13 protein-coding genes are annotated in these 13,631 nt (G+C 69.1%); 9 read left to right on the top strand and 4 right to left on the bottom strand.

Going from position 1 to position 13,631, the window contains the following annotated elements:
- The first annotated feature begins 8 nt into the window (after nt 1–8).
- Nucleotides 9–869 (top strand): AraC family transcriptional regulator, encoded by an 861-nt coding sequence (locus QR64_RS16595; RefSeq protein ID WP_033097311.1) that lies wholly within the window; start codon nt 9–11, stop codon nt 867–869.
- Entirely contained in the window at nt 866–1,330 is a 465-nt protein-coding gene (locus QR64_RS16590; protein ID WP_039586280.1) for a VOC family protein, read from the top strand. Before QR64_RS16595 ends, QR64_RS16590 begins: the two co-directional genes overlap by 4 nt.
- Before the next feature lie 32 nt (nt 1,331–1,362).
- Here QR64_RS16590 and QR64_RS16585 read toward each other — a convergent pair whose 3' ends face one another.
- Together QR64_RS16585 and QR64_RS16580 are read right to left on the bottom strand one after the other, a co-directional pair.
- A complete protein-coding gene (locus QR64_RS16585; protein WP_006554330.1) occupies nt 1,363–2,382 on the bottom strand; it encodes a glutathione S-transferase family protein in 1,020 nt (339 codons plus the stop codon).
- A gap of 25 nt (nt 2,383–2,407) precedes the next feature.
- Nucleotides 2,408–3,103, bottom strand: a complete 696-nt coding sequence (locus QR64_RS16580) for a hypothetical protein (RefSeq protein WP_039586278.1) — start codon at nt 3,101–3,103, stop codon at nt 2,408–2,410.
- 94 nt (nt 3,104–3,197) lie between these two features.
- Here QR64_RS16580 and QR64_RS16575 point away from each other — a divergent pair, with 94 nt between their 5' ends.
- The 4 genes from QR64_RS16575 (at nt 3,198) to QR64_RS16560 (ending at nt 7,700) form a co-directional block, all read left to right on the top strand.
- Entirely contained in the window at nt 3,198–4,673 is a 1,476-nt protein-coding gene (locus tag QR64_RS16575) for an MFS transporter (protein WP_033097394.1), read from the top strand.
- A 133-nt stretch (nt 4,674–4,806) separates the two neighbouring features.
- Nucleotides 4,807–5,850: a class I adenylate-forming enzyme family protein gene (locus QR64_RS16570; protein ID WP_006553915.1), complete on the top strand. Its 1,044-nt coding sequence runs from the start codon at nt 4,807–4,809 to the stop codon at nt 5,848–5,850.
- Nucleotides 5,851–5,928: 78 nt separating this feature from the next.
- Complete coding sequence (locus QR64_RS16565; RefSeq protein WP_024103470.1) at nt 5,929–6,690, top strand: crotonase/enoyl-CoA hydratase family protein; 762 nt, start codon at nt 5,929–5,931, stop codon at nt 6,688–6,690.
- A 77-nt stretch (nt 6,691–6,767) separates the two neighbouring features.
- Nucleotides 6,768–7,700, top strand: coding sequence for an adenosine deaminase (locus tag QR64_RS16560; RefSeq protein WP_039586275.1), 933 nt, complete (start codon nt 6,768–6,770; stop codon nt 7,698–7,700).
- 27 nt (nt 7,701–7,727) lie between these two features.
- Here QR64_RS16560 and QR64_RS16555 read toward each other — a convergent pair whose 3' ends face one another.
- Nucleotides 7,728–9,035, bottom strand: coding sequence for a D-arabinono-1,4-lactone oxidase (locus QR64_RS16555; RefSeq protein ID WP_039586273.1), 1,308 nt, complete (start codon nt 9,033–9,035; stop codon nt 7,728–7,730).
- A 76-nt stretch (nt 9,036–9,111) separates the two neighbouring features.
- On the opposite strand from QR64_RS16555, the gene QR64_RS16550 reads away from it, so the two are divergent.
- The 3 genes from QR64_RS16550 to QR64_RS16540 are packed head-to-tail and all read left to right on the top strand — an operon-like array spanning nt 9,112 to nt 11,682.
- Nucleotides 9,112–9,756: a TetR/AcrR family transcriptional regulator gene (locus QR64_RS16550; RefSeq protein WP_024103473.1), complete on the top strand. Its 645-nt coding sequence runs from the start codon at nt 9,112–9,114 to the stop codon at nt 9,754–9,756.
- A gap of 30 nt (nt 9,757–9,786) precedes the next feature.
- Nucleotides 9,787–10,980 carry an alanine racemase gene (locus QR64_RS16545; RefSeq protein ID WP_006553919.1) on the top strand — a complete coding sequence of 398 codons (1,194 nt, stop codon included), beginning with the start codon at nt 9,787–9,789 and terminating at the stop codon, nt 10,978–10,980.
- Between the two features lie 27 nt (nt 10,981–11,007).
- Nucleotides 11,008–11,682, top strand: a complete 675-nt coding sequence (locus tag QR64_RS16540) for an alpha/beta hydrolase (protein WP_033097316.1) — start codon at nt 11,008–11,010, stop codon at nt 11,680–11,682.
- Nucleotides 11,683–11,710: 28 nt separating this feature from the next.
- On the opposite strand, the gene QR64_RS16535 is transcribed toward QR64_RS16540, so the two are convergent.
- Entirely contained in the window at nt 11,711–13,513 is a 1,803-nt protein-coding gene (locus QR64_RS16535) for an AMP-dependent synthetase/ligase (RefSeq protein ID WP_039586272.1), read from the bottom strand.
- Between the last annotated feature and the right edge of the window lie 118 nt (nt 13,514–13,631).

The raw sequence follows: 13,631 nt of genomic DNA, 5'->3' as shown, positions 1-13,631 counted from the left end.
CTGGTGCCATGACCGGGTCCGCAGTCGGTGAGTCTGACGGCGCCAGGCGGCGTCCGACACCCCTGCTGACACCCTACGTACGGTCGTACGAGGGGTATCGGCTCGACGGTTTCCCGTCGGGGACCCATCTGGGTATGCCCTCTCCGGAGGTCACCGTAATCCTCACGATCTCCGAACCCGTCGAACTCTCGCGGGGCGACGGACGGTGCCCGGAACGTTTCGACGCGCTCGCCGGAGGGTTGTCGACGCAACCGGTGCCCATCGTCCACCACGGCCGGCAGCACGGGATCCAACTCGCGCTCACCCCCGCGGGTGCGCGCGCCCTGCTGGGTGTGCCCGCCGCCGCGCTCGGGCCGTGGGCCGTCGATCTCGAGGACGTCATCGGCGCCGACGGCCGGGAGTTGTTCGACCGGATCTCCGCGGTCGAATCGTGGGACGAGCGGTTCGCCGTCCTCGACCGGATTCTCACCCGCCGCCTGGTCGCCGCACGGTCGACGAGTCCGGACGGGCACCTCGTCCACGCCTGGCACCTGCTCGTGACGCACCCGGCTCGCCCGGTCCGCGCTGTTGCGGACGAACTCGGATGGAGCAGGCGACACCTCGCGAACCGGTGCGCCGCCGAGTTCGGACTGTCCCCGAAGGACGTGGCCCGGGTGGCGCGCTTCGACCGGTCGCGACGGATGCTGCGGGCCGACCCCGGCCGCCGCCTCGCCGATGTCGCCGCCGAGTGCGGCTTCTACGACCAGGCGCATCTCGCCCGCGACTGGCGCGATCTGGCGGGCGTCCCGCCGTCGCGGTGGCTCGAGGACGAGGTGTTCCCATTCGTCCAAGACGACCGGGGGGTTCCGGGCCGACACTCGGAGACATGACGTACACAACGAATTCCACGCAGCAGTCGACCACCCTCACACCCACCGTCGACACGGTGTGGCCGTGCTTCGCCTACACCGACGCCCGGGGCGCGATCCGTTTCCTCGTGGACACCCTCGGGTTCGCCGAAGCGGAGGTCTACGGGGAAGGGGATCGCGTCGACCACGCAGCCCTGCTCTGGCCGCACGGCGGAGGGGTCATGCTCGGCTCGACCGGTCGCGGGTCGCCGCTCGACCAGCACGCCGACAGGGGCGCCGCCTATCTCGTGCTTCCCGACGACGTCACCGTCGATGCCCTGTACGAGAGGGTGCTCGCCTCGGCGCAGGCGGAGGACCCGGCGGTCCGTGCGACCGTGACCGTCGAACTCCGCGACGAGGACTACGGATCGCACGGGTTCACCTGCCGGGACCCGCACGGTGTGTACTGGACGATCGGCACCTACCGGCCCCGCCGGCCGTAGGAACCGTCGCAGGGGGTCAGCGTCGCAGGGGATCAGCGGGCGACCGTGCCGTGCCCTTCGGGGACCACCTCGCTCGGACGCGGCGGGGGCGGCGGTGTGCCGTCCCCGAACGGCCGCCCGCCGAGCGCCTCACGGCCGTGCGGATCGAGCCAGTTCGACAGGTCCGGTCCCTTCGGCACGATGCCCGTGGGATTGACGTCGGTGTGCACGAGGTAGTAGTGCTGCTTGATCTGAACGAAGTCGATGGTGTCGCCGAAGCCGGGTGTCTGGAACAGATCGCGCGCGTAGGCCCACAGCGCCGGGAAGTCCGCGAGCCGGTTCCGGTTGCACTTGAAGTGCCCGTGGTAGACGGGATCGAACCGGACGAGCGTGGTGAACAGGCGCACGTCGGCCTCGGTGATGGTCTCGCCCACGAGATAGCGCTGCGCCCCGAGGCGTTCCTCGAGCCAGTCGAGGCGGGCGAAGAGACGGTCGAAGGCCTTGTCGTAGGACTCCTGCGAACCGGCGAAACCGCACCGGTACACGCCGTTGTTGACGTCCTGGTAGACGAGCTCGGCCACCTCGTCGATCTCGCCTCGTAGCTCCTCGGGATACAGATCCGGGGCGCCCTCGCGGTGGAACTGCGTCCACTCGGTGGAGAAGTCGAGGGTGATCTGCGGATAGTCGTTCGTCACGACCTGCCCGGTGGGCACGTCGACGACGGCCGGGACGGTGATGCCGCGGTCGTATCCGGGGAATCGCGCGAAGTACGCGTCCTGCAGTCGCGGGATGCCGAGGACGGGGTCGACCCCGCCCGGGTCGAGATCGAACGTCCAGCTGCGCTCGTCGTGCGTCGGGCCGCACAGTCCCAGCGACAGAGCGTCCTCGAGACCGAGCAGCCGCCGCACGATGAGGGTGCGGTTGGCCCACGGGCACGCCCGGGCGGCGACGAGCCGGTACCGCCCCGACTCGACGGGATAGCCGTCGCGCCCGTCCGCGGTGATGCGGGTTCGGATGTAGTTGGTGTCGCGGGCGAACTCCGCACCCGGCTCGACGTACTTGTTCTCGGTCACCTACGCATCCTTCCGTGCACACTCGTCACTTCCCGGGGGGAACCCGAACCGTCACGAGGGTTCCCCAGATGTCGTATCCCGACACCGCCGCGACCGTCCGGGCACCGCGGTTGTCGCGGCGCATGCGGGCCAGCGGGACGAGTCCGGCGTCGAGCGCGTCGTGGGTCGCCAGCGTCGCGACCGTCGAGGCGAGCCCGAGCCGGCGCGCCGGCGGTGTCGTCAGCACCCGCACATCGGCCAGCAACGACCCGAGTTCGCTGTAGGCCGCGCCGGCGAGGGGACGGTGATCGTCGTCGAGCAATACGAACACGCGCGACGGCCCGGTCGGCGACAGTTCGGCCTCGGTGACGTCGTCGGGCGGGCAGCACCGCAGCAGTTCGGCGAGGTCCTCGGGGTCGTCGGAGATGAGCGGGTTCTCGACGCGTGTCGCGTCGATCCAGTCGGTGCACAGGGCGAGGATCTCCGTGCGACCCGCGTGGCCTGCGACGACGAGCTCGGCGTTCGGGGCATCGATCTCGGCCGGGTCGGGTTCGGCCGCGAGGCGGGAGACCGCGGAGTCGGGTCCGACGATCGCGGTGGCGCGCCCCACGGCGAGCAGTCGGACGTCGCGGAACGAGTCGTCGACACGCGTCACGCACCCGGGTTCGACGAGTGCGCCGTCGGGTAGGCCCAGTGCACGACACCACGCGAGGGCGGCGATGCTCGAGATGTGCGGGTCCACCCCGCTACCGTAGACCGCCGACGAGGGGAGAGGTCCGGTGAGCGACGACAGCGGGGTGGACACGCGCGAACGCGGGTCCGATGTGGCGGTGGAGATGTCCGACGGTGCCCGCTGGGCGGCGTTGGGCGCTCTGTGCCTGGGCTTCTTCATGATCCTGGTGGACAGCACGATCGTCGCCGTCGCCAACCCGGCGATCATGCGGACCTTCGGGGCCGACATCGCCGCCGTCGTGTGGGTCACGAGCGCCTATCTGCTCGCCTACGCGGTGCCGCTGCTCGTGACGGGCCGCCTCGGCGACCGCTTCGGCCAGCGCCGGGTCTACCTCTGCGGGCTGGTGCTGTTCACGATCGCGTCGTTGTGGTGCGGTTTCTCGTCGACGATCGAGATGCTCATCGTCGCCCGCGTGTTCCAGGGATTCGGCGCGGCGCTCATGTCGCCGCAGACCATGGCCGTGGTGACCCGGATCTTCCCGCGTGAGCGGCGCGGGACCGCGATGGGCCTGTGGGGCGCCGTGGCCGGGGTCGCGACGCTCGTCGGGCCGCTGGCCGGCGGTGTCCTGGTCGACGGGCTGGGCTGGGAATGGATCTTCTTCGTGAACGTGCCCGTCGGGATCGTCGGGTTCGCGCTCGCAGTGCGGTACGTGCCGGTGCTGCCCACGAGCCCGCACCGGTTCGACGTGCTCGGCATGCTGCTCAGCGGCGCCGGCCTGTTCTGCCTCGTGTTCGGGATCCAGGAGGGCAACTCGTTCGAGTGGACCGCCCGCGTGTGGGTGCTGATCGGACTGGGCATCGTGTTGCTCGTCGTGTTCGTCGTCCAGCAGTCGCTCAACCGCGGTGAACCGCTCGTACCGCTGTCGCTGTTCCGGGACCGCAACTTCGGGTTGGCGAACATCGGTATCGCGACGATGGGTTTCGCCATCACCGGCGTCATGCTGCCGATCATGTTCTACGCCCAGTCGGTGCGCGGTCTGAGCCCGACCGGCGCCGCGATGCTCATGGTGCCGATGGCGGTCTTCAGTGGTGTGCTCGCGCCGCTCGTGGGCAGGCTCGTCGACCGGGTCCATCCACGGCTGATCGCCGGCACCGGCTTCTCGCTGCTCACGATCGGGCTGGGTTGGCTCGCGCTGGTGATGACCCCCGACGCGGAGATCTGGCAGTTGCTGCTGCCGATCGCCCTGATCGGGGTGGCGAACGCGGGCATCTGGTCGCCGCTCTCGGCCACCGCGACGAACGGTCTCGCACCGAGCCGGGCCGGGGCGGGTTCCGGTGTGTACAACACGACGCGTCAGGTGGGCGCGGTGATGGGGAGTGCCGCTCTCGGTGCGATCATGGCGGCGCGGTTGAGCGCCAACGGTGTCGGCGGGGGAGGAGGGGCGCCGGAGATGGAGACGTCCGGCTCCGTCCTGCCGGAGCCCCTGCACGAACCGTTCGCCGCGGCGATGGCCGAATCGTTGTGGCTTCCCGCCGGCATCCTGCTCATCGGGCTCGTGGCCGCGCTCGCCTTCGACCGTCCCGCGAGCCAGAAGGAACAGCGTGCCGCCGAGGAGCGTTCGGCGGCAGCGAGCGCCTGACGGACGTTCCAGCGACCACCCTGCGGCACCTTCCCCGGTTGTCCGTGACCCGCCGTTTCCTCACATGGCTGTGATCCACGCCATATAGTGCAGGCACGCACGCCGGGTGGGAGGTGGCATGTCGGTGGCCGTAGTGGAAATTCCGGCAGGGAGTCGTTGGCTCCGCGACGATCGGGTCACTCGCCGCGACAGCGGCATCCTCCAGTACGACTGCCTGGAGCCGTGCATCGCCGAGCTGCTCGATCGGAGTGCGTTGCGTTTCGCGAACCGCGTCGCGGTGGTCGACCGATGCGGCCGCGCACTCACCTACCGCGAACTGTGGGCCGCCGCCGCCCGCGTCGCCGGTGGTCTCCTCGATCAGGGGGTCGGCCCCACCGACCGGGTGGTCGTCTGTCAGCCGAACGGGGTCCGTTGGCTGATCGGGTTCCTGGGCGTGGTCCTTGCCGGAGGTGTTCCGGTGCTCCCCGACCCGAGCTGCAGCCCCGAGGAAACGGCGGAGATCGGGGTCCACAGCGGTGCGGTTCTCACCCTGGACTCCGATCTGCCCGACGGTGTCGCCTTCCTCGACGGAGGTGCGTCACCGGACGAGCTCGCGGTGCTCTACTACGTGCGCGTCGCCGGTGGTGGACTGCGCGGCGTCGAACTGACGAACACCAACGTGCTGTCGACGATCGAGGCCGTCGCCCACGCAATGGATCTCGTCGGCGACGGCGTACGGACCGTGCTGACGGCGCCGCTGTCCACGGCGGTCGGATGCAGCGTCCAGTTGCTGCCCACCCTCGCCTCCGGGGGAACCGTCGTGGTCTCGGGATCGCGCGTGATCCGCGCACCGTGGCGGCACCTCCGCGCAGCTTTCCCCACCTCGCGGTGTGTGCGGGGCTGGGGAGTCGCCGAGACGGGAGGGATCGGTCTGCTGCTGCCTTCGGAACACCGCTCCCGCCATCCCCGCAGTGTCGGAGTGCCGTTCGGAGGGATCGAGATCGCGCTGCTCGGGCCCGATGCCGAGCACGGTGTCGGCGAACTGCTCTGTCGCGGACCGAGCGTGGCCCGCCGCTATTGGCGCGATCCGTGCGCCACGGACGAGACGTTCACGGAGGACGGCTGGTTCCGCACGGGCGATCAGGTGCGCATCGACGACGAGGGCTTCGTCGATCAGATCGCCGTCCGGGTGTCGTGAACCCTGCAACGGGTTCCCGTCCGGTATACAGCCTGTAACCCGATGAACCGGCATTTTTCGTAGTGGAGAGGTGTGTCCATGTCCGACGTAGTCCTGCTCGAACGACGCGATCGCGTTCTCGTCATCACCATCAACCGGCCCGAGGCGCGCAACGCCGTCAACGCCGCCGTGAGCCACGCGCTCGCCGAGGCGGTCGACCAGCTCGACAGCGACGACTCCCTGTCGGTCGGTGTGCTCACCGGCGCCGGCGGCAACTTCTGCGCGGGCATGGACCTCAAGGCGTTCGTCGCAGGCGAGAACGTGGTCGTGCCCGGTAAGGGTCTCGGCTTCACGGAGGCGCCGCCGCGCAAGCCGCTCATCTCCGCCGTCGAAGGATTCGCCCTCGCCGGCGGAACCGAACTCGTCCTGGCCACCGACCTCGTCGTCGCCGCGAAGGACGCGAAGTTCGGCATCCCGGAGGTCAAGCGCGGCCTCGTCGCCGGTGGCGGTGGCCTGCTGCGCCTGCCGTCGCGTATCCCTTACCAGAAGGCCCTCGAACTCGCCCTCACCGGGGACGCGTTCACCGCCGAGGAAGGCTACGGATACGGTTTCGTCAATCGTCTCACCGAACCCGGTGGGGCACTCGAGGGTGCATTCGAACTGGCCGAGCGCATCACAGCGAACGGACCGCTCGCCGTGGCGGCGACCAAGGAGATCATCGTCCGCTCGGCCGACTGGTCGAGCGACGAAGCATTCGCGAAGCAGATGGAGATCATGGCGCCCGTGTTCACCTCGGAGGACGCGCGTGAAGGCGCCACCGCATTCGCCGAGAAGCGACCCCCTGTGTGGAAGGGTCGCTGAGCTCCGGTGTGGAAGGGTCGCTGAGCTCCGGTGTGGAAGGGTCGCTGAAAGACCGAACGAGAGATGACGAGGATCAGGTGACCGACGGATTCGCAGAACTGCACGTACACATCGAGGGCACGCTCGAACCCGAGCTGATCCTCGCCCTCGCCGAGCGGAACCGCATCGAGTTGCCCTATCGCGATCTCGACGATCTGCGCAGCCGCTACGAGTTCACCGACCTGCAGTCGTTCCTCGACCTGTACTACGCGAACATGGAGGTCCTGCGCACCGCGCAGGACTTCGCCGACCTCGCCCGCGCCTATTTCGCTCGTGCGGCGCGGGCGGGTGTCACCCACGCGGAGTTCTTCTTCGATCCGCAGGCCCACACCTCGCGCGGTGTCCCGCTGCCAGAGGTCGTAGCCGGGCTCTCCGACGCGGTCGCCGGGGCACACCGGGAGTTCGGGGTCGATGCGGCGATGATCGCGTCGATCGTGCGCGATCGCCCCGTGCCCGAAGCGCATGAGGTGTTCGGCGAACTGCTGCGCCTCGGTGCGCCGATCATCGCTCTCGGCCTGGACTCGGCGGAGGTCGGTCACCCGCCGTCACTGTTCGAGGACGTCTTCGCGCGGGCGCGGGCCGAAGGGCTGCACATCACCGCGCACGCGGGGGAGGAGGGACCTCCGGAATATGTTCGGCAGGCGCTCGATCTGCTCGGCGCCGAGCGCATCGACCACGGCATCCGCTCGCTCGAGGATCCCGAACTCGTCGCGCGCCTGGTCGACGAGAGCATTCCCCTCACCGTCTGCCCGTTCTCGAATGTCCGCCTCCGCGTGGTGGATACGCTCGCCGACCATCCGCTGCGCCGCATGCTCGAGGCGGGCCTGTCGGTGAGCGTGCACTCGGACGATCCCGGCTATTTCGGTGGTTACGTCGACGACAACCTCGCAGGGCTGAAGGATCAGCTCGGTCTGACCGATGCCGAACGGGATGTGCTCCGGCGCAATTCGTGGGACGCCGCCTTCCTCTGAGTCCGTCCGGGTGAGTCGGCTCGGGCGTCATTCGCCCAGGACGCGGCGCAGATACGGGTTCGTGAAGGTGCGGTGCGGATCCACGCGGTCGCGCACGGCGAGGAAGTCGTCGAACCGAGGGTAGAGCTCGCGTAGAGCGTCCGCGGTCAGGGAATGGAGCTTGCCCCAGTGCGGGCGTCCCTGCGCGGCGCGCAGGATCGGCTCGACACCGTCGAAGTAGGGCGTGTGGTCGCGCCGATGGTACTGGTGCACGGCCACATAGGCGGTATCGCGGCCCTGCGCCGTGGACAACCAGACATCGTCGCCCTGCGCGAACCGCACCTCCACCGGAAAACCGACACGAACGTCCGTGCGCTGCAGCCACGCATCGATCTCGCGCAGAACCGCTGGAAGGTGCTCGGCGGGGAGCGCGTACTCCATCTCCCGGAACCGCACCCGGCGGGTGGAGGCGAACACCCGGTAACTGCGGTCGACGAAGGTGCGCGGGGACAACGCCCGAGACGCGACCCGGTTCAGCGCCGGGATGGTGGCGGGAACCCGCGTCCCGACCTGCTGGAGGAGTGCGAAGGCGCCGTTGGAGAGCAGTTCGTCGTCGAGGAGGGTGCGCACCCGCCCGACCGGCTGCACCGGTGCCTCACCGGGGAGGCGGGTGTTGCGTTTGATGAGCACGCCGTCGGTGTGTGGGAACCAGTAGAACTCGAAATGGTCGACACCGCTTCGCAGTTCGTCGAGGACATCGAGTGTGGTGCGGAGCGACGAGGGGGCTTCCTCTGCGCGCAGGCGGAATGCGGGGACACAATCGAGCGTCACGGTCGCGAGCACGCCGAGGGCGCCGAGGCCGAGCCGGGCGGCCTCGAACAGGTCGGGCTCGTGCTCGGGGGAGCAGTCGACGATCCGGCCGTCGGCGAGCACGATCGTCGCGCCGCACACGGCTGCTGCCAGTCCGCGGAAGGTCGCGCCGGTGCCGTGGGTGCCGGTCGAGATCGCGCCGGCGACGGACTGCACGTCGATGTCGCCGAGATTCGGTACGGCGAGGCCCTGTGCCCACAGCAGGTCGCCCAGGCCGCGCAGTCGCGTCCCCGCCCGCACGGTGACGCGCGCGCCGGTGGCCGACGGTTCCACCGCGACGAGACCGGACATCCGGTCGAGCGAGATGAGCGTGCCGTCGGTGACGGCCGCGCCGGTGAACGAGTGCCCGGCGCCCACGGCCTTGACATGTTCGCCCTGCTCGGAGGCGCGGACGACGACGCGCGCGAGGTCGTCGGTGCTGCCGGGGGTCTCGAAACGGCGAGGTGCCGCACTCTCGGTGCGAGCCCAATTGTGCCAGGTGGACATGCCTCATCTTCGACCTGGACAAGCGTCCAAGTCAACACCTGCTCGTGAACCTTTCCCGACCTCTACCATCAGGGTCATGCCGAATCGGTTGCCTGCTGACGAGCGCCGCGCCCAACTCGTGGCAGCAGCACTGGAACTGGCGGAGGGCGGGGGAGTCGGAGCCGTCACGGTCCGCGCCGTCGCCGAGAAGGCCGGAGTGTCACTGGGCGTTGTCCACTACTGTTTCGACAGCAAGGAAGCCCTCGTCGTCGCCATGGCGAACGCCGTCGTCGGCGAACTCGCCGGAGCCATGCACGCGGCCTTCGATGTGCCCGAGGACGCGCAGCAGACCGGCGGAGTCGACTGTCTCCGCTCGATGCTCCACACCGGCCTTCGCTCCATGTGGTCGACGATCGAATCCACGCCGGGGCTGCAGACCCTCACCTACGAGATCACCGCCTACTCGCTCCGGCAGCGCACCGATGGCAGTCCCGCCGGCGGCGACATCGCCGTGGAGCAGTACCGCCTGATGGACAAGCAGGCCCAGTTGTTCCTCGACACCTGCGCCGAGCGGTGCGGCGTCGAATGGTCGCTGCCCACTTCGACGCTCGCACGACTGTCGTTGTCCGTGCTCGACGGCGTCGTGCTCCGGTGGCTCGTCGATCGCGACGGCGAGGCGGCCACGGCCGAACTGGGAGTCGTCGCCGACATCATCGCGACCCGTGCCGTAGAACGTTCCTGACCCGACCCGACCTTTTCGAAGGGATCGCCCGTGCTCCGTGCTGCTTCCGTTCACGACGCCGCCCTCGACCGGGTGCACGCGGCGACGGCCGACCTCGACCCGCCGTTCGCCGCCGTCGATCTGCCCACCCTGCGGCGCAACGCCGACGACCTGATCCGCCGCGCGAACGGTGTGCCCGTGCGGGTCGCGAGCAAATCGGTGCGCTGTCGTGCCGTCCTCGCCGAGGTCCTCGGCCCGGAACTGACCACCCGCGGCGGTTTTCGCGGCATCATGGCGTACTCGCTACGGGAGGCGCTGTGGCTCGTCGAGCACGGAGCGCGCGACATCCTGATGGGCTACCCCACGGTCGACCGGGCGGCGCTCGGGAAGCTCGCGGTGTCGCCGGACGCGGTGCAGGCGATCACGCTCATGGTCGATTCGGCCGAGCACCTCGACATCATCCGTACGGCTTTGGGGAAGAACACTTTCCGGACGAAGGTCTGCCTGGACATCGATGCGTCGTTGCGGGTGGGTCCGCTCCATCTCGGTGTGCGCCGTTCTCCGCTGCGCGACCCGGAGGCAGCCTCCGGCCTGGCCCGTCGCGCCGACGCCGCCGGATTCGACGTCGTCGGAGTGATGTTCTACGAGGCCCAGATCGCGGGCCTGCCCGACTCGTCGCTGCCGGTACGGCTCGTCAAGGGACTGTCGGCGCGGGATCTCTCCTCGCGCCGCCGCGCCGTGGTGGAGGCCGTGCGTGCGGTCGTGGGTGACCTCGAACTGGTCAACGGTGGCGGAACCGGCTCGCTCGAGGTGACCACCGCCGATCGTGTCGTCACCGAGGCCACCGCGGGATCGGGGCTGTACGTGCCCACCCTGTTCGACGGCTACCGGGCGTTCACCCCGAACCCGTCGATGTTCTTCGCGCTGCCTGCCGTACGCAAACCGTCACCGTCGGTCACGACGTTGTTCGGCGGCGGGTACATCGCGTCCGGCCCGACCGGCGCCTCACGGGTGCCGCGCCCGGTCCGTCCTGCGGGATTGAAGTTGCTGGGGACGGAAGGTGCCGGCGAGGTGCAGACCCCGGTGCGCGGTCGCGCTGCCGCGTCGATCCCCGTCGGGGGACGGGTGTGGTTCCGCCACGCGAAGGCCGGCGAACTGTGCGAGAGGTTCGACCGGGTGTACCTCGTCGACGAGAACGGACGCACCGAGGTTCCCACCTATCGCGGTGAGGGCGGCTGCTGGTGACCTTCCGGCTCCGGCCACAATGAGGCCATGCCGTTGACGTTCTTCCCCGGGTCGGTCGGCCGGGTCCACTGGCGGTGCCGGACCGTCGACGACGCGAGAGCCGGTGTGGTGTTCGCGCACGGCTTCGGGCAGCACACCGGGCACTACCACCGTTTCGCCTCCGGCCTCGCCGCCCACGGCATCGCGTGGTGGGGACTCGACCTCGCCGGACACGGGCTCTCCGAAGGAGAACCCGGCTCACCGGGCAACGTCGAGTTCCACGCCGAGGACTTCGGCGTGCTCACCGGCCTCGCCGCCGAGTCCGGTCTGCCGCTGGTGGTGATGGGCCATTCGCTGGGGGCGGCAACGGTCCTGACGGCGCTGGATGCCGATCCCTCCGGTGGTAGCCGCCTCGCGGGCGTCGTGCTGTGCGGTACGCCGCGCACCGCGGCCCTGCCGGAGACGGCCGAAGCGCTCGGCGCGAGCGACCTGCCGGTCCTGCTGGTCCACGGCGTCGACGACCGGCTGGCCCCCATCGACCCGGTACGCGAGTGGGCGTCGTCGCTGCCCGGGGCACAGTGGTGCGAGTATTCCGATGCCGGGCACGACCTGTTGCACGAACCCGTACATCGCAGGGTGACTTCGGATATTGCCGCGTTCGTGGGCGACGTGGCCGACCGGATTCCCAGATTCCCCGAGAAACGACCGGGCCCCTCGCGGTGACGAGGGGCCCGGTCGACGGTGTGGAACCTCAGTTGTAGATCGCTGCGATCTCGGCGCCGTGCTTGTCGTGGATGATGTTCCTCTTGAGCTTGAGCGTCGGGGTCAGCTCGCCGCTCTCGACGCTGAAATCGGTCTCGAGGAGGCGGTACTTGCGGATCGCCTCGGCCTTCGAGACCTTCTTGTTGGTCTCGGCAACCGCCTCGTCGATCTCGGCGATCAGGTCGGGGTTCTTGATCAGATCGGCGACCGTGGTTTCCGCCGGCAGACCGTGTCGCTCGAGCCAGCCCGGCAGCGCCTCCGGATCGAGGGTGATCAGCGCGCCGACGAATGGCTTGGAATCACCGACCACGATGACCTGGCTGATCAGCGGGTGGGCGCGCAGCGAATCCTCGAGGACGGCCGGGGCGACGTTCTTGCCCCCCGCGGTGACGATGAGTTCCTTCTTGCGGCCGGTGATCGAGATGAAGCCGTCCTCGTCGATCGCACCGATGTCGCCGGTGTGGAACCAGCCGTCGCGGATGGCTTCGTCGGTGGCCTTGTCGTTCTGCCAGTAGCCGTCGAACACCTGGGGGCCCTTGAGGAGGAGCTCGCCGTCCTCGGCGATCTTCGCGGCGCAGCCGTTGAACGGCGTGCCGACGGTGCCGATCTTCTGGGCGGCCGGGGTGTTCATGATGATGCCGCCGGTGGTCTCCGTCAGGCCGTAACCCTCGTAGATGGTGACGCCGACACCGCGGAAGAAGTGGCCGAGACGTGCGCCGAGTGCGGCGCCGCCCGAGACGGCCCGGGTGACGTTGCCGCCGAGCGCGGCCTTGAGCTTGCCGTAGACCAGCTTGTCGAAGACGAAGTGCTGGATCTTCAGGCCGAGGCCGGGGCCGCCGTTCTCGAGGGCCTTGCTGTACTCGATCGCGACCTCCGAGGCCTTCTCGAAGATCTTGCCCTTGCCGCCGTCGTAGGCCTTCTGCTTCGCCGAGTTGTAGACCTTCTCGAACACGCGGGGCACCGAGAGGATGAAGTTCGGCTTGAAGACCGCGAACTGGTCGAGCAGCGTCGTCAGGTCGGAGGTATGACCGACGGTGACCTTGCTGTCGAATGCCGCGAACGAGATCAGGCGCGCGAAGACGTGTGCCATCGGGATGAACAGCAGGGTGCGCTGGCCCTCGTGCATCGAGTCGGGCAGGGCCAGGCCGCAGGCCGCGGACTCCGAGGCGAAGTGGCGGTGCTTGAGCTGGACGCCCTTCGGCCGGCCCGTGGTGCCGGAGGTGTAGATGAGGGTCGCCGCGGATTCGGCCGTGACCGAGTTGCGCCGTTCCTCGACCTGCTCGTCGGTGACCGCTGCGCCGCGTGCGATGAGCTCGTCGACCGCGCTCTTGCCGCCCGGCGCCGGCTCGATCTGCAGGACCTCGCGCACGGTCGGGGCGTTCTCGGCGACCTCGCGGACGGTGTCGACGTGGCCGGAGTTCTCGACGATGAGCAGCTTGGTCCCGGAGTCCTCGAGGATCCACTGGGCCTGGTCGGCCGACGACGTCTCGTAGATCGCCACGGTGGCACCGCCCGCGGCCCAGATGGCGTAGTCGAGCAGGACCCATTCGTAGCGCGTCGCCGACAGGACCGCGACGCGGTCGCCGAGCTCGATACCCGACGCGATCAGGCCCTTCGCCACGGCGCGCACCTCGGATGCGAACTGGCGGGCGGTGACGGGAACCCACTTGCCGTCGACCAGTCGCTCAAACGGCACGAACTCAGGCGACTCCTTCTCGTGCCGGAAGACGCTGTCGGCCATCGACGTGTTCTCGGGAATCGAGAACGACTGTGGTACGGCAATCTCACTCACTGTGACCCCTCCATCGTTAGGTGCTGTCGGTGTGCATTGCATCACACGTCGTTGGGAAATGCATTACCCTCGGACCGCTTTGCCCCCTTTTTACAGTCCGATAGGCAGTGATCCAGGT

The sequence above is a fragment of the Rhodococcus sp. Chr-9 genome (assembly GCF_000801125.1).
GTDB classification, from domain to species: domain Bacteria; phylum Actinomycetota; class Actinomycetes; order Mycobacteriales; family Mycobacteriaceae; genus Rhodococcus; species Rhodococcus pyridinivorans.
This window is presented reverse-complemented; position numbering and strand designations above follow the sequence as displayed.

Excerpts from the sequence above, each read along its gene's own strand:
- QR64_RS16555 (WP_039586273.1), bottom strand. The coding sequence starts at position 9,035 with ATGTCCACCTGGCACAATTGGGCTCGCACCGAGAGTGCGGCACCTCGC.
- QR64_RS16550 (WP_024103473.1), top strand. The coding sequence starts at position 9,112 with ATGCCGAATCGGTTGCCTGCTGACGAGCGCCGCGCCCAACTCGTGGCA.
- QR64_RS16575 (WP_033097394.1), top strand. The coding sequence starts at position 3,198 with ATGTCCGACGGTGCCCGCTGGGCGGCGTTGGGCGCTCTGTGCCTGGGC.
- QR64_RS16540 (WP_033097316.1), top strand. The coding sequence starts at position 11,008 with ATGCCGTTGACGTTCTTCCCCGGGTCGGTCGGCCGGGTCCACTGGCGG.
- QR64_RS16565 (WP_024103470.1), top strand. The coding sequence starts at position 5,929 with ATGTCCGACGTAGTCCTGCTCGAACGACGCGATCGCGTTCTCGTCATC.
- QR64_RS16595 (WP_033097311.1), top strand. The coding sequence starts at position 9 with ATGACCGGGTCCGCAGTCGGTGAGTCTGACGGCGCCAGGCGGCGTCCG.
- QR64_RS16590 (WP_039586280.1), top strand. The coding sequence starts at position 866 with ATGACGTACACAACGAATTCCACGCAGCAGTCGACCACCCTCACACCC.